The sequence below is a fragment of the Thalassobaculum sp. genome, from assembly GCF_040219215.1.
GTDB lineage: Bacteria > Pseudomonadota > Alphaproteobacteria > Thalassobaculales > Thalassobaculaceae > Thalassobaculum_A.
In genome coordinates, this window is sequence record NZ_JAVJSX010000011.1 from 158,527 (window position 1) to 173,295 (window position 14,769).

A 14,769-nucleotide genomic window follows, 5' to 3' on the forward strand; every position below is an offset into this window, starting at 1 on the left:
CAAGCCCCACCGGCCGCCACCCGTCGGCAATCACGCCCTCAGCAGCTCCAAGGTCCGCTCGATCAACGACTTCGACGACTCGATCACGCTGACATTGGCCTCGTAACTGCGTTCGGCCTCGCGCATATCGGTCATTTCGATCAGCGTGTTGACGTTCGGCATCTTGATGTAGCCCTTCTCATCGGCCAGCGGGTGGTGCGGCTCGTAGACGATCCTGAAATCGCCCTGGTCGCGTCCGATCTTGGAAACCCGCACCATGTCGGCATTCAGCTTTCGATTGATCTCATTCTCGAACGTGATGGTCTTGCGCCGGTACGGATCGTCGGCGGGGGTATTGCCCAGCGATTCCGCGTTGGCGACGTTTTCCGCAACGACGCGCAGCCGGGTTCCCTGGGCGCGCATGCCGGAAGCGGAGATCTTGATCGCGTTAGTCAGGTCCATGACACGTCTCCTGATCGCGTACTAAGGCTTAGTTCTGGTTCGGATTGCCGAGCGCAAGACGGAACATCTTCATGTTCTTCTGATAGACGCCGGCAGCGAGTTGGTACTGCATCTGGGTCTCGGAAACCTTCATCAACTGCTCTTCCATGATGACCGAGTTTCCGTCCGGATTGACTTCATAGACGTCCTTCAGCCGAACCTTCTCCTCGCGGTGCTCCTTCGGCGTCACGGTTCCGGAGAGATGAAGCTTGTTGGTCGCCTGCATCTGGACCGGCTTGTGTTCCCGGAGCGCCGAGTCGAAGTCCAGGGCCTGCAGTTCCTTCGAACGATAGTTCGGGGTATTGGCGTTCGCGATGTTCTGCGCGAGGACCGTCTGGCGCTGGCCAAGCCACGACATCTTCTGTCGGGCCATCTTGAACAGTGTCATATCCGCGAGATCCATCGGCCTACCCTTCCTTCGTCGATCCCGGAGCAGCGTCGGAACGCCGTCAGTGGTCTCGGCTCAGATAGAAGCAACGTCCGTGCCAACATCCGGTGCGCTTGACGATGCGCTTGCCTCCGCCTCCGGTTATAGTGAATCGGGAACTGGAGCCCGACCTCATGGATCGTGATCGTTCAACCCGAAACCGACCACCGAACCGCGACCGGCAGGTCGCGATCGCGCTGAGCCACGACATCGGGTCGGATCAGGCTCCGACCGTCGTGGCCAAGGGCTATGGAGCGCTGGCCGAGCAGATTCTCCGCCTGGCCTTCGACAACGACGTGAAGGTTCGCAAGGACCCAGACCTCGCCCAGATCCTCGAGGTGGTCGATGTCGACTGCGAGATCCCGGTGCAGGCATTCGCCGCGGTGGCCGAGATCCTCACCTACGTCTATCGCATCAACGGCACGCTGCAGACCGGCGACCAGACTGTTGGAGACAATCCGTGACCAGCGCAGCCCTGCAGAAGCTGCTCGACGAAGCCGACGAGCTTGAAGCGGCTATCGGCCAGCTGGGAGTTCCGGGATCGATCACCGGCCCGCGAGACCGCGCCGAGTTGGATCGCCGAGTCGTACAACTATGCGCAACGGCCGAGGCGCTGCCCCCTGCCGAGGCCCGGGGCATGACCGACACGCTGGCCCGGCTGGTCCAGGCGTTCGATGCAGCGGCGCAGCGGCTGCGCGCCGCCGCTCCGAGCGCCGACGACATGGCACGCAACACCAAGACTGATCCACGGCGTGCGGCGGCCGCGTATGGCAGCGCCACGGCACGCCGTCGTCGGGGTTTCTGAAGGTATGGTACAGACGGGCTTGGCACAGCCGGCCGGCACGCGGACAATTGCTGGATGAGTATTCTGGAGTACTCCCAGTTCGCCGCCTCTCTCGCCTTTGTTCTCGGGCTGATAGGGGTATTCTATGCGCTGGCACACCGCTACGGTTCGCGTCGATTCGGCTTTGGTGTCGGGCGTGGCGGACCGGGCACCCGATTGTCGGTGGTCGAGGCTCGGGCCGTGGACGGCCGCCATCGGTTGGTGCTGGTCCGTCGCGATGACGTCGAGCACCTGATTCTGATCGGCCCGGACCGCAGCTTGGTCGTCGAGACCGGAATCCGTGAGCAGTTGTCGTTCGACCGCACCCTCGCCGACACCGATGACCATGAGGCGGAGCCGTGACGCTACGTTCCAGTCTGTTTACGGCCGCGGCGGTCCTTGTCCTGTGCGCGGGCATCCTTTGGGGCAGCCCGGCTCTCGCCCAGTCGCTGACTCTCGACCTGGGCGAGCAAGGTGGCTCGACCACGGCGCGGTTGATCCAACTGGTCCTGACGGTCACCCTGCTGTCGCTGGCTCCAGGCATCCTGGTGATGGTGACGTCATTCACCCGGATCATCATCGTCCTGGGCCTGCTGCGAACCGCGCTCGGGACCCAGCAATCGCCGCCGAACCTGGTGATGATCAGCCTGGCGCTGTTCTTGACCGGCTTCATCATGACCCCGACCTTGAATGAAGCTTGGACCAACGGCGTGCAGCCGCTGATCGAGGAGCGGATCGACGAGGTCGAGGCGTTTGATGCGGTCGTTCAACCGTTTCGCGGCTTCATGCTGCGCACGGTCCGCGAGAAGGATCTGCGGCTGTTCGAGGATATGGCCCAGGTCGGCCCGGCGGAAACCGGTCTGAACGCCCCGCTGCAGGTGCTGATCCCCGCCTTCATGATCAGCGAATTGCGCCGGGCGTTCGAGATCGGCTTCCTGCTCTACCTGCCGTTCGTAATCATAGACATGGTCATCGCCTCGGTGCTGATGTCCATGGGCATGATGATGGTCCCGCCGGTGATGATCTCGCTGCCGTTCAAGCTGATCTTTTTCGTTCTGGTCGACGGCTGGTACATGATCGCCGGGAGCCTGGTGCGAAGCTTCGGCGTCGGATCTGGCTGACCGTCAATTGGTCGCGCTCAGCGTGCCTTCCTTCAGCTTGTCGCGGTAGCTGGACAGGAACGCCTGAAACTGACCGATCTCCTCGAAGCGCTCGGTCAGCCGCATGAAGTCATCGGGCTGGCCGGTGGTGCTGTTGGTGATGAGACGGAACGCTTCCCGGTAGGGCGTGTTGTCCATCTGCGAAGAATAGAGCTGCCGCAGCCGGTTCAAACCCTCGGCATTCTCGCTTAACGAAAGCGATACCGCCCAGTTCAGGATGAACTGGGCCGCGTCCGGTTTGATCCGAGAGCCATCCAGGCCGGCATTGCCCACCAGCTTGCGGAAGACTTTTGCCGCTTCGACCCAGTTCTGGGTGCGCCAATGGATATCGGCCAGCAGGAAGTCGGCTTCCCGCGATGAATCGCCCTCAAGAAGCTTGAGCGCGCCCTGGGCGTCGCCCAATTCGAAGATCGCACGCGAACGCAGGCGGCGGCGCTCCTGGGCCAGGCTTTCGCTCAACCCCGGCGCAACACTCTCGTCGAGTGCCTTGATGGCTGAATCCGGTTGACGATCAAGCAGGTGAATAACCGCCAACCGGGCGCCTACCCGGGCTTTCTCGACTCCTTGGAGCCGGAACTTGACCTGACGATCCAACAACCGCGCGGCCCGGTCCAGCAGGTCGACCCGCACCAATCGATCGGCCAGCCCCTCGATGATCTTGTCGCCGGCCTGACCGACCGGCGTCAGCTCGCGGAACTCATCATAGAGCGCCAGCGCCTGCAGGGGCGTCATTCCCTCGACCGCCCCCTGGGTGAAGATGTCGCTGAACGTCTTCGTGAGGTCCTGTGCCGCCTCGCGGGTTTCGGGGTTGTTCGGAAAGAACGTCACCGCTTGCCGCAGCGCATCGAGGCCTTGTTCGTAATCGTTCTCGCCGAGGCGAAGCTTGCCGAGCTCCCGAAGCAATTCGAACTCGAGACGATCACCGCGCCACGCATAGCGAAGCAGATCGAGCCGGTCGGCCGCTTCCTGCGTCGATATCTTGTTCTTCGCCAGCGCGTCCTCGATCAAGGCCCGCTCGGACCGGACCCGTGCCCAGCGGTCTTCGCCATCGGCGAGGACGCGCCAGATTTCCAGTGCCGTCTCCTCATCCCCCGAGGCCATCAGCACCCGGGCGCGCAGGAAGTCGATCCGGGCCTTCTCAGCCGGCGTCGGCGCACCTTCGGCGATCACGTCCAGAAACGAACCGGCACCGCGATAGTCACCGGCCCGGATCGCCGCCTCCGCGGCCAGCAACGCCAGTTCCGTCGTGTAGTTCCTCGGGTAGCCGCCGGGAATTTCGCCGGCGCGCGCAAAATGCTCGACCGCCTCGTTCCACAGGCCCTGCGCGGCAGCCGACGCCCCACGCCAAAGTTCCGCTTCGGAGAAGCCGTTCAGATTCGGATCCGCCAGACCGGCCGATGCCTCGGCGTAGCGCCCCAGCATGAAATCCGATGCGCCACGCAGCGCCTTCACGTCGGGACGCTTGGCCAGGTCTTCATCGGACTGCTCGATTGTGCGCAGCAGCCCGATGGCCTCGGCCGCGAGGCCACGGGCGAAATAGAACTGCGCCAGTTCGAGCCGGGGCCCGCTGCGCGAAATGCTGGTCGCCTCGGAGATCCGAAGTTGAAGCGCCTGACGTTGTTCCTGGAACGCAGCGGCGTCACCGAGGCGCCAGTTGCTCATGTCGAAGATTCGGCCAGGGGGCAGGCCGGCTGGCATTCCGGCGAAACCACGGCCGGAGAACGCCTCGCTGCCGGTGCGCGGCGCCGGGCCCGACAGGAGCAGGCCGCCTTCCGTCGTCAGCGCGACGCCATCCGGCAGTACCCGCACTTCGACGCCGTCAAGACGCGGGCGAACCACCACGCCCTGCACCGAGGCCAGGATCGTCAGTTCGGGATACGTGCGGTCGCCGTCAATGCCCCGTGACAGCGTGGTGATCGGAATCATGAACAGCCCATCGCCAACCTCCGGGTCGAGCGCCACGATCGGCCTGCCCACCCCTTCAATTGATATGAACAGGCGGGGCCCTTGGGGGCTGACCATCTGCGCATCGACGCGCAGCGGTACGTCGGGGCGCGATGCTTGCGGCTGCAGGTCGAGCACCCAGGTATTGCCGTCACGCCACACGCGGGGATTCACCCCTTCGACGACCGGTATCCGCAGGGCGGAGCCGATATCGACCGGGATCTGTTCCGGCTGGCCAGCGATCTGGTTGTTGACCCCGGTCATCGGCGAAAAGTCGAGCGTCGCCTCCCGGTCGAATGCGACCCAGACATACCCGGCGCGCGGGAACACCACAGCCGCCACCGGGTCCGGCCACTCGAACCGGATCGACAACGCCTCGTTGGCGATCGACGCCACTACCGGAAGCGGCGGTCCGGATATCGTACCGGTTCCTGCGCGGGCAAAACTTACGACGCCACCTGGCTGCGGCGGTGGGTCGGCAGCCGGCGCCGTAGCCGCTGGCTCGGACGAGGACGCCCCAGCGGCACCCGGCGCACGGGCAGGCGGCAGCGGCGCCGTATCGGCAATCCGCGGCGTAGGAGCGCTGAGCGGTGCTGGAGCCGGTGGGGTCGCGGCGGTTCGTGGAGCCGGCGCCGTGGCCGGTGGAACCTTTGCCGCAGGGTCTGGCTTTGCGGTCGCTGATGGCGCGTTCGTTGTGGCCGGCGCCGGATTCGCGCTCGCTGGCGGCAGCGGTTGCGCGGGCGTTGCGGCGGGAGACGCCTTGGCAACGGCCTGCCCCTTGCCGTCGCGCCGCACGTCCACCACCACCTTGGATCCGGACCGGAAGGCGTCGACCGATCGACCTGTCGGTACGGGAATGGTGGCGACCGTGCCGTCGCCTGTCGTCTGCGATGCGAATCCGCGCAACGCCTCCGGCAGGTCCCGTCGAACCTCGGCGTCGTCGATCCGTGCCGGGCGCGAGAACTGCACGCGCGCCTCGCCCGCACCTGGAGTGACCGTGAACTCCACCGGCGCGTTCCAGTCAAACACGATCCGGTCGTAGTCCGGGTGGCGCCCGATCCGTACGCCGAGTTCGGGAGATCCCTGGGTGCTTGCCGATGCCTGAGAAGCCGCCGCCGAAGCGGCCGGCGGTACCGACTGAGCCGCAGCAGGCGTAGCCGGCGGTGGCGGCGAAGCTGGAGGTGCTGGGGCAGGTACTGGGGCCGCAACGACCGGGTCGGTGCCGCGGGCCATCAGGTCGACGACCACCTGGTTACCATTGCGGTCCGTACGCATCCGGTGGTTGCCGGTCAACTCGACAATCACGCTGCGACCGTCCGAGCCGATCCTGGCGCTGCGCACGAAACGGCTCAGCCCAGAAGCCGCCTCGGCGACCGGTCCCTCAATCGGCCGGGTGAAACGGATCATCAGGGTGTCGCCGAAGCGCTCCGCCGAATACTCCACAGGCCCGGGCCAAGCGAAGATCAACCGATCCAGCCCGTCTTCAGCCGCCCCGATCACGCCAACCGGCTCTGCCGCCGCCGGCACGCTCCAGATCAATGCCGAGATCAACACGGCCGAAAGCGCGCGACGCAATGCGGATCGGATCGTTGCCCGGCCGCTCATCGCGCGCGTTCCGGAAACACGACGACATCGACCCGGCGCGCCAAAGCATACCGACGCTCCATCGGAGCCGTGGGCGCGATTGTGTAGAACCGGCTGTCTCCCATGCCTTCAACGGTTGGCATGCGCGGCAGTCCCGCGTCAACCAGAGCGACCGCCACCGCGTCGGCCCGCGCCAGGGACAGCGCTCGATTCGTACCGAACGGCGCGCCGGCCGGAATGGGGCGCGGATCGGCATGCCCGACCACGTCAATACGGTTCGGCAGATTGACCAACGCGGTTGCGAGCTCGGCCACCGCCGACCGGGCGGCCGGAGCCAGACCCGCCTGACCAGTCTCGAACAACAGGTCCGACGGCAAGGTTATGATCAACCGATCGCCCACACGGGCAATCCGGGCGGTCCGCAACACCGGGTCACCCGAGAGCTTGGCCGTCAGCAGCGGCTCGAGGTAGCTGAGTCGAAACCCGGCCCCGCGGTGCTCCGTCTCGATCCCCAGCGGCTGCGGCGGCGCATCGCCGGCAACCGACACCGTCATCCCAAGAGCCAGCGATATCGATGCCGCCGCTTCGTCGAAGCGCGGCGAATCGATCGATGTCATCGCGAAACGCATGACAAAGAACGCCAGCATCAACGACACCAGGTCGACCAGCGTCACCAGCCAGCTCGGCCCGCCACCGTATTTGCGCCCAGCCCGCCGGCCCAGCGCACGCTCATGCGCGGCCACCGTGGAGCGGATGCGGGCCAGCGGCATGACTTACTGCCCTCCGATCGACAGACCGGCCTCGGCGGCCGGCCGCGTCCGGAACACAAACCGCACCGTGTCGGACTGTCCGGGTTCAAGCCCTGCGGCCATCAACGATGGCTCGATCCCGGCTCCGACCATCGATTCCACCATATCGGAAACCGAGCGGGAGCGGGCGTCCCGCGATGTCCCCCGATCATCGGCGCTCGCAGAGAACAGGACCTCCAGCTCCAGAACCGAGCCGGCCGGCGGCGAAGCCAGCAGTGGCGCCAGGCGTTCGGCCAACATCCGACCGGCCGGCGTGAGCCCTCCAGCTTGCGGCGCATACACGCGCATCGTCGGCGCCTGGACGTAGATCGGGTTGCCGTGCGGTTCGACCGTCACCTGCGCGACTGGCAACACTTGGCTGAAGATCGCCCCTATCCGGGCGCGGGCGTTCTCGCCGATGACCTGCCCGGGATCACCCGCCAGAACCCCCTCGCCCAGTTCGGCGCGGTACGCCGACGGAAACGCACGCTGAACGCTCTCCAGCACCCGATTGCTTCGGCCGGGCTCGATCGTCGACAGTGCATTCAGCAGAATGAAGAACGCCAAAAGAAGCAGAAACAAGCTGAGGAACAGGGGCTGACTGGCCCCCTTGCCGGGTTCCCGCATCGTTGGCCGGGACAAGGACATGCGCGCCTAGTCGAGTTTGTCGAACAGCGCGTCGACCTCCGTCTGGGTCCTGGCTGCACCGGGCAACTGGGGACCATTGAGCAAACCGCTCTCCGAAGCCGACCCGTGACCGTATTTTTCCTCTACTTTCGAGGATTTGTCACGTTTTCTTTCGGGTCTGGATTGGGTCCCCGTCCCGCCGTCGGCCAAATGGTCAACCGCCTCGCGCACGGCGGTCAGGCGCTGACCGGCGATGTCGCGGACGCTGGACGCCTCGAAGATGTCGGTCAGAGCGGCTTGAATGCTCGCTGCATGCTCGGTCCCGAGCACCTCCGCCGCAACGGCCACCCGCTCGGCAGCGCCCAGAATCCGGTCAAACGCCGACTGCAGTTCCGTGTCGATCGCCTCGAGCTCGGCGCGCGCACGCTCGGAGGTGCTGGCGGTGGCGTCGACCGTCATGACACACTCCATAACCTCGCTGCTTAGAAATCGCCAAGTACGGCCGATATCTTGGTCTTCAACGTAGCAGCATTGAATGGTTTGACAATGTAGTTGTTCACGCCGGCTTTCTTGGCCGCGATGACATTCTCGGTCTTGCTTTCAGCAGTCACCATGATGAACGGCGTGCCACGCAGCTTTTCGTCCGACCGAACCTCTTTCAGAAGCTGAAGGCCGGTCATCGGTTCCATGTTCCAGTCGGAGATGACCAGCCCGAAATTGTCACGCCGAAGCTTCTGCAGAGCGGTCGCCCCATCCGACGCCTCGTCGACATTGTTGAAGCCGATCTGGCGCAGCAGGTTGCGGATAATCCGCAACATCGTCTTGTAGTCGTCGACGATTAGCACCGCCATATTCTTGTCGACCGTCATTGGCGAAATCCTCCATCGAGCCCGTCAGCGAGGCTTGTCCCGTCCTCGTCCGTATTCTTCACAACGCTACGCGACGCCGGTTAACTGCAGGTAAACAGCGTCAGGTCGTCAATTCAGGTCAGGCATTTTCTTACGCTCAGCAATCCGCAGGGTGATTTCCTTTGCCCTGAGCGGATCCATGTCGGCGAGAACGGGAGCCGTCTTTGACGCCTTCATCCGCTCGAACACCTCGAGGAGCACGTCTATATCAAGCTCGTTGAAGATTCTAGCCGCATCCTTGGGCTTCATCGTCTCATAAATCTTCACCAGACCGGCAATCTGCTGCTCTTCCTGCTCGTCGTACTTCTTGATCAGTCCTTCGATCTCGACCTTCACCGCCTTGAGCTCGCCGATCTTGGATTCAATCCGGTGCTCCGCCGCCGCAAGAAGCCCTTCGCGCTGCTCAATCGCCCGTTCACGAGCGTCGAGCTCCTTGCGACGCTCCGACAGGCTCTGCAGCAACTCGATCTGCGATTTGCCAAGGGCGAACGGATCGACCCTACCATCGCTCGAATCGGCAGCCGGCTTCGGCGCCGCACTTCCGTCTGACGCGGCAAGCTGAACGTCGGTCGCGTCCTTCCCTGCTCTCGCAGCGGCCGGGGCCCCGACTGTTACGGCCATCTTCATAGTGAAGATCGATGGAACCTCCGCCCGGTGCTCCCAAACCGTTCCAACCTTTACCGACAGCACCAGAGCAGCCGCCAGGACCGTCAGCGGGAGCAGTCGCGGAACAAACCGGGGGCGCCGATCCGACGGCTTCGCGATCGCGGCAGCCGACGTCTGCTTGGCGGGCCGGCCACGCGCCATACGCGCAGCGTTCGGCGTCGCCGCCGGGTTTGGCACAGCAGAAGGCGACGCACCCCGATCCTCCGATCCAGCGGCAACGGCTTTCGGCGCAGGGCGTCCTCGACGGTCATAGGTCATGTCAGCGCACGTTCCTCAAGGCATCCATCAGGTCGCGTTCGGCCTGCGATCGTACGTCATCCGCCGGCTCTTCGCTCCGTCGATCGCCACCACCGGCTGCTCGTTCGGTCGAAGCCTTCCCGCCCTTCGCGGCCGGGCGGGGACGCGGCGCTGCCGCTGCAGGGGCGCTGCCCCCGGAGGAGGACAACCCGTTGGCGACCCGTTCGCCGGCGGCGTCGGCACGTTGAACCAGAAACGACAACTCGTCGCGCAATGCCTGTGCGCGTGTCATCGGATCGTCCAGCGTCGCCCGGGCCTGCTCCGCCGTCTGCCGGATGCCCTTCAGGCTGGCCTCGGCACGGCGCGTCGCCTCGTTCATCCGGTCGACCACGGTATCGACGGCCTCCCGGTCCGCACGCAGCGATGACAGCCGACGCTGCAGCAACGCGACGTAGATGATAGTGGCGAGCAACAGCACGATCAGCAGCAGGTCGAGTGCCAGCTCATAGTTCATCCGGCGACCTCTCCGTCACATCTTGCGCAATCGGTTGCTGATGCGCACCGCGATGCTGCCGTTCTTCCGACCCATCTTACCGCTGAACAACGACACATTCCCGCACCGCATATCGATCGTCGAGTTCGGCATTGCGTTCAGCAGGATCCGGCTGCCCGGCTTCAGGTTAAGCACGTCGTGCAATGGCATCACGATCTCGTCCAGCACCGCGTCCAGCTCGACGTCGGTGTTCCACAGCTCGTTGGCCAGGTGCGTTTCCCAGATGGAGTCACGGCCGAACTTCTCGCCCATGAACATCTGCAGGAGCAGCTCACGGACCGGCTCCAGGGTTGCGTAGGGCAGCATCAGTTCGAGCCGGCCGCCACGGTCTTCCATGTCGATGCGCAGCCGCGCCAGAACCGCCGCGTTGGCCGGCCGGGCGATGGTCGCAAAGCGTGGGTTGGTCTCAAGACGGTCAAAACGGAAGGTCACCGGGCTCAGCGGATCGAACGCCGCCGACAGATCGCTCAGCACGACCGTCACCATGCGCTCCACAAGGTTGCGCTCGATCGTGGTGTAGGGCCGGCCTTCGATGCGCATCGCGGCCGTTCCACGCCGTCCGCCCAGCAGCACGTCGACAATCGAGTAGATCAGCGCTGAATCAACCACCAGAAGGCCGAAATTGTCCCATTCCTCGGCCTTGAACACCGACAGCATCGCCGGCAGCGGAATCGAGTTCAGATAGTCGCCGAACCGGATCGACGTGATGTTGTCGAGCGAGACTTCGACGTTGTCCGAGGTGAAGTTCCGCAGGCTGGTCGACATCATGCGGACCAGACGGTCGAACACCACCTCAAGCATCGGCAGGCGTTCGTAGGAGACCAGTGCCGAGTTGACGATCGCGTGGATGCCCGACGTGTCGCCGTCGCCGTCGCCGGCCTCGTCAAAGCCGAGAAGACTGTCGATCTCGTCCTGATTTAGGACACGGGCGGCACCGACTTCCTCGCCGTCGTCATCCGACATCGACTCCCATTCGGCCGCAAGATCGTCATTGGTCGCCATGTCCGCCGCCTTACTGAACCAGCATTTCCTTGAACAGCACGTCTCGTACCTTGATCGGCCGCGCCGCGATGTTCACCCGGCGCAGCAGTTCCTCGCGCAGCCGGTACATCCCCGCCGATCCATTCAGATCATCGACACGCAGCTCCCGAAGATAGACCTGGAAGTTGTCGAAGATTCTCGGCAGGACCTCGTTAATCCGGTCAACGTCCTGCGGCCCCTCAAGTTCCAGCGCGATCTTGATCTTCAGGAACGTCGACTTCCGGCCGCTGGTGTTCAGGTTCACGATCAGATCGGGAACCTCGAAGAAGAACGCCCGCTGCTGCACAGGCGCAACCGGCGCCGGCGCGGCACCTGCCTCCTCAGTCGGAGGCGGCGGAGGGCTGCTGAACAATCCAAGCATGAACGCAGCACCGACACCGCCGCCGACGAGCACAAGCACAAGAATCGCGGCGAACACAATCAGGCGCTTGCCGCTGAGCTTCTTCTTGTCGGGTTCCCCGCCAACATCTTCGATGTCGTCGAGTGCCTCGTCAGCCATTCCTGTCTCCGTTCACTGCCCGGCGCAGATGCGGTCCCGCGCCATCGGGTCACCTCCTGCAAGGTAAGTGCCGACTCGGTGAATCTTACCGGATCGCCGGCCGAACCGAAAGCACGCCACACCAGGAGGCATTGAAGCGCCCTCCCCGTCCCCCGGCCGGGCACGGCCGACACCGTCTTCCGGACCCTGAAACGGGCTGCCGCGGAAATTTCTGCCGAGCCCGGCAGCGGGCCCGCTCCTCAAGGCGTCAGCCCGACCGCGCCCGTCCAGCGCACTTGGCACGCGACCTGCATTGACCTTGGCGAACGCCGTTTGGCCATCAACAGACGCATACGAGAGTACGGAGTGCGCCATGGATAACCCGGTCTACATCGCCCTTTCCCGCCAGTCAGCGCTGCGTCGACAGATGTCGGTCGTTGCGAACAACGTCGCGAATGCGAACACCACCGCGTTCAAGCGAGAGGTGATGATCTACCAGACCTATGTCCAGAAAGCTCCGTTCGCACAGACCATGGACTTCGTGATCGACCAGGGCACGGCAACCGACCAGCACCAGGGCAACCTCAAGGTCACCCATAACACTTTCGATATGGGGATCAACGGCCCCGGCTACTTCCAGGTCGATGACGGCAGCGGCACGAAGTACACGCGCAACGGCACCTTTACGCTTGATGAGCGGAACCGGCTGGTCACCCAGGACGGCAATCCGATCCTGGACACGCAAGGCAATCCCATCCTGATCCCACGCGGTGGAGCCGACCTGACGGTAAGCAAGGATGGCGTCATCCGGCTTGGCGATCAGCTGATCGGTCGTCTTGGCATTGTCGAGTTTGCCGACAACCGCATCCTGCAAAAGGTTCGTGACAGCCTTTTCGAGACCGATCAGGTCGCGGAGCCGGCTCAGGAAAGCGAGGTGAACCAGGGCATGATCGAGACCTCGAACGTCAATGCCATCGGCGAGATGACCGCGATGATCGAAGTCCACCGCGCGTACGAGGCCGTCAAAACCCTGCTCGATCGCGAAGACAAGCGGCAGGACACCATCATTCAACGATTGGCCCGACCCGTGCGCTGAGCACGGATGGCACGGCACGTGCATTGAAACCAGGCGAATAGTCCCGATCGGGGATCGGCCAGGGCCCAGGCCCGGCACGGAATACGGATACAGGCGCGCCGCGCCGGTGAAGGGAGATCACGATGCAGTCCTTGAACATCGCCTCGACGGGTATGGCTGCCCAGCAGTTCAACGTCGAGGTCATCTCGAACAACATCGCGAACATGAACACCACCGGCTACAAGCGGCAGCGCGCCGAGTTCCAGGATCTGCTCTACCAGGACCTGCGGCGGGTCGGCACCAACTCTTCCGACGCCGGCACCATTGTCCCTTCCGGCATCCAGATCGGCGTCGGCGTGAAGACCGCCGCCACCTACCGGATCAACGAGCAGGGCGCGCTTACCCTGACCGACAACAAGTTCGACCTCGCGATCCTTGGTCAGGGGTATTTCCAGGTCGAACTGCCGAGCGGCGAAACCGCCTACACCCGCGCCGGCTCGTTCCAGACCAACCAGGACGGAACCCTGGTCACCCCGGACGGCTACACCGTGCAGCCGGGGATCACGATACCCGCCGATACCCTCTCCGTGACGATCAACGAGTCCGGTCAGGTGTTCGCCCAGATCGATGGCCAGGTCCAGGAGCAGAACGTCGGCCAGCTTCAGCTGGCAATCTTCCAGAACGATGCCGGCCTTGAGAACATCGGGCAGAACCTGCTGCTGGAGACCGCGGCCTCGGGTGCCGCCACCACCGGCGTGCCGGGCGCCACGGGATTTGGGCGCCTGCAGCAGGGCTTCGTGGAATCGTCGAACGTCGACCCGGTCCACGAGATCACCAACCTGATCACCGCACAGCGCGCCTACGAACTGAACTCGAAGATCATCGAGACGTCCGACCAGATGATGTCGACGGTCAACAACGTCCGGTGAGGTCGGCTGACGCCGCCTCTTCGAACCAGGGAGACATCCGATGAACCGCACCGCCCGCACGATCACCTCCGTCGCACTCGCCGCCGTCCTGCTCGGCTCCGGCGCCGCCCAGGCCGCAACGGCCACTGGCGACGCCCTGCCGTTGATCCTGAAGCAGCGGGTGATCGTCGGCGGCGACGGCATCCGGTTGTCCGACCTGTTCGCGAACGTTCCGCCCGCCAACGACGGCCGGATCGCCGACGCCCCGCAGCCCGGCGGCCGCCATGTATTCGGTGTCCGGGAGCTGTTCCACTACGCCAAATCCTTCGGTCTTCAGTGGCGTCCGCGCGACATGAAGGTCTACTCCGAAGTGGTCCGTGACAGCGCCCCGGTGCCAATCGAACTCATCCGGGACGCGCTGGCGCGGGTCATCGAACCGCAGCGTCGGGGCGACGACTTCGACGTCGAGATCTTCAATCGCGATCTTCCGCTCTTTGTGGCGACCGGCACTGTTCCCGACGTCCTGGTCCGGAACCTTGCCTACGATCCTCGCTCGAACCGTTTCGACGCCACCATCAGCGTCCCGGGCAGCCAGGCCACCCCGGTGGTCGTCAGCGGCCGCGTCGAACCGATGCTGAGCGTACCGGTGCTGCGCAGTCACGCCATGCCCGGCGAAGTGATCACCGAGAACGACATCCAGTGGCTCCGCGTCGAATCCCGGCGCGCCAGCATGAACTCGGTTACCCGCTTGGAAGACCTGCTGGGTCGGACCCCTCGCCGGCCGATTGTCGGCGGGCAGCCGATCCGACTGACCGACATCCGTCCGAACTTCGTGATCGACAAGGGCGATTTGGTCACCATCGTCCTGAACAGCGGAACGATGACCCTCACCGCCCGCGCCGAAGCCACGGAAAAAGGGGCTGTCGGCGACATCATCCGGGTTCGCAACAACCATAGCCGAAAAGTCCTTGAGGCCCGCGTGACCGGGGCGGGCACCGTCACGATCACCGGCTCGCAGGTCGCATCCATCAACTGACGCTCGCGCACAACGCGCACTCGGAGGATCCAGA

General features: G+C 64.4%; 18 protein-coding genes. 7 read left to right on the forward strand and 11 right to left on the reverse strand.

The window, feature by feature from the left end; translation table 11 throughout:
- Positions 1-30: 30 nt before the first annotated feature.
- Both flgC and flgB read right to left on the reverse strand, forming a co-directional pair.
- Entirely contained in the window at positions 31-441 is a 411-nt protein-coding gene (flgC, locus tag RIC54_RS10640) for a flagellar basal body rod protein FlgC (protein WP_350095975.1), read from the reverse strand.
- 28 nt (positions 442-469) lie between these two features.
- A complete protein-coding gene (gene flgB / locus RIC54_RS10645; RefSeq protein WP_350095977.1) occupies positions 470-883 on the reverse strand; it encodes a flagellar basal body rod protein FlgB in 414 nt (137 codons plus the stop codon).
- 158 nt (positions 884-1,041) lie between these two features.
- Between flgB and RIC54_RS10650 the strand changes: the two genes are divergently transcribed.
- Genes RIC54_RS10650 through fliP form a run of 4 tightly spaced genes read left to right on the forward strand, consistent with a single transcriptional unit; the run spans position 1,042 to position 2,851 of the window.
- On the forward strand, positions 1,042-1,371 hold the full coding sequence (locus tag RIC54_RS10650) for an EscU/YscU/HrcU family type III secretion system export apparatus switch protein (RefSeq protein WP_350095979.1): 330 nt from the start codon (positions 1,042-1,044) through the stop codon (positions 1,369-1,371).
- Positions 1,368-1,712: a hypothetical protein gene (locus RIC54_RS10655; RefSeq protein WP_350095981.1), complete on the forward strand. Its 345-nt coding sequence runs from the start codon at positions 1,368-1,370 to the stop codon at positions 1,710-1,712. The genes RIC54_RS10650 and RIC54_RS10655 overlap by 4 nt, the downstream gene beginning before the upstream one ends.
- A 54-nt stretch (positions 1,713-1,766) precedes the next feature.
- Positions 1,767-2,093 carry a flagellar biosynthetic protein FliO gene (locus RIC54_RS10660; protein ID WP_350095983.1) on the forward strand — a complete coding sequence of 109 codons (327 nt, stop codon included), beginning with the start codon at positions 1,767-1,769 and terminating at the stop codon, positions 2,091-2,093.
- A complete protein-coding gene (fliP, locus tag RIC54_RS10665; protein WP_502989701.1) occupies positions 2,090-2,851 on the forward strand; it encodes a flagellar type III secretion system pore protein FliP in 762 nt (253 codons plus the stop codon). Before RIC54_RS10660 ends, fliP begins: the two co-directional genes overlap by 4 nt.
- A 3-nt stretch (positions 2,852-2,854) precedes the next feature.
- Here fliP and RIC54_RS10670 read toward each other — a convergent pair whose 3' ends face one another.
- The 9 genes from RIC54_RS10670 to RIC54_RS10710 all read right to left on the reverse strand — a co-directional run bounded on the left by RIC54_RS10670 (position 2,855) and on the right by RIC54_RS10710 (position 11,737).
- The gene (locus RIC54_RS10670; RefSeq protein ID WP_350095985.1) at positions 2,855-6,439 is read right to left on the reverse strand and encodes a tetratricopeptide repeat protein; all 3,585 of its coding nucleotides are present in this window, start codon (positions 6,437-6,439) and stop codon (positions 2,855-2,857) included.
- Complete coding sequence (locus RIC54_RS10675; RefSeq protein ID WP_350095987.1) at positions 6,436-7,188, reverse strand: OmpA/MotB family protein; 753 nt, start codon at positions 7,186-7,188, stop codon at positions 6,436-6,438. Before RIC54_RS10675 ends, RIC54_RS10670 begins: the two co-directional genes overlap by 4 nt.
- A 3-nt stretch (positions 7,189-7,191) precedes the next feature.
- On the reverse strand, positions 7,192-7,854 hold the full coding sequence (locus RIC54_RS10680) for a hypothetical protein (RefSeq protein ID WP_350095989.1): 663 nt from the start codon (positions 7,852-7,854) through the stop codon (positions 7,192-7,194).
- 6 nt (positions 7,855-7,860) lie between these two features.
- A complete protein-coding gene (locus RIC54_RS10685) occupies positions 7,861-8,292 on the reverse strand; it encodes a hypothetical protein (protein ID WP_350095991.1) in 432 nt (143 codons plus the stop codon).
- A gap of 23 nt (positions 8,293-8,315) precedes the next feature.
- Positions 8,316-8,702 (reverse strand): chemotaxis response regulator CheY, encoded by a 387-nt coding sequence (locus RIC54_RS10690; protein ID WP_007672336.1) that lies wholly within the window; start codon positions 8,700-8,702, stop codon positions 8,316-8,318.
- A 108-nt stretch (positions 8,703-8,810) separates the two neighbouring features.
- Positions 8,811-9,368, reverse strand: a complete 558-nt coding sequence (locus RIC54_RS10695; protein WP_350095993.1) for a MotE family protein — start codon at positions 9,366-9,368, stop codon at positions 8,811-8,813.
- Between the two features lie 298 nt (positions 9,369-9,666).
- Positions 9,667-10,158, reverse strand: a complete 492-nt coding sequence (locus tag RIC54_RS10700; RefSeq protein ID WP_350095995.1) for a DUF6468 domain-containing protein — start codon at positions 10,156-10,158, stop codon at positions 9,667-9,669.
- 15 nt (positions 10,159-10,173) lie between these two features.
- The gene (gene fliM, locus RIC54_RS10705) at positions 10,174-11,199 is read right to left on the reverse strand and encodes a flagellar motor switch protein FliM (protein ID WP_007672343.1); all 1,026 of its coding nucleotides are present in this window, start codon (positions 11,197-11,199) and stop codon (positions 10,174-10,176) included.
- 10 nt (positions 11,200-11,209) lie between these two features.
- Entirely contained in the window at positions 11,210-11,737 is a 528-nt protein-coding gene (locus RIC54_RS10710) for a flagellar basal body-associated FliL family protein (protein WP_350095997.1), read from the reverse strand.
- 352 nt (positions 11,738-12,089) lie between these two features.
- Between RIC54_RS10710 and flgF the strand changes: the two genes are divergently transcribed.
- The 3 genes from flgF to flgA all read left to right on the forward strand — a co-directional run bounded on the left by flgF (position 12,090) and on the right by flgA (position 14,735).
- Positions 12,090-12,812 (forward strand): flagellar basal-body rod protein FlgF, encoded by a 723-nt coding sequence (gene flgF / locus RIC54_RS10715; RefSeq protein WP_350095999.1) that lies wholly within the window; start codon positions 12,090-12,092, stop codon positions 12,810-12,812.
- 122 nt (positions 12,813-12,934) lie between these two features.
- On the forward strand, positions 12,935-13,720 hold the full coding sequence (gene flgG / locus RIC54_RS10720; protein WP_350096001.1) for a flagellar basal-body rod protein FlgG: 786 nt from the start codon (positions 12,935-12,937) through the stop codon (positions 13,718-13,720).
- Positions 13,721-13,760: 40 nt separating this feature from the next.
- Positions 13,761-14,735: a flagellar basal body P-ring formation chaperone FlgA gene (gene flgA, locus RIC54_RS10725; RefSeq protein WP_350096003.1), complete on the forward strand. Its 975-nt coding sequence runs from the start codon at positions 13,761-13,763 to the stop codon at positions 14,733-14,735.
- Positions 14,736-14,769: the final 34 nt, after the last annotated feature.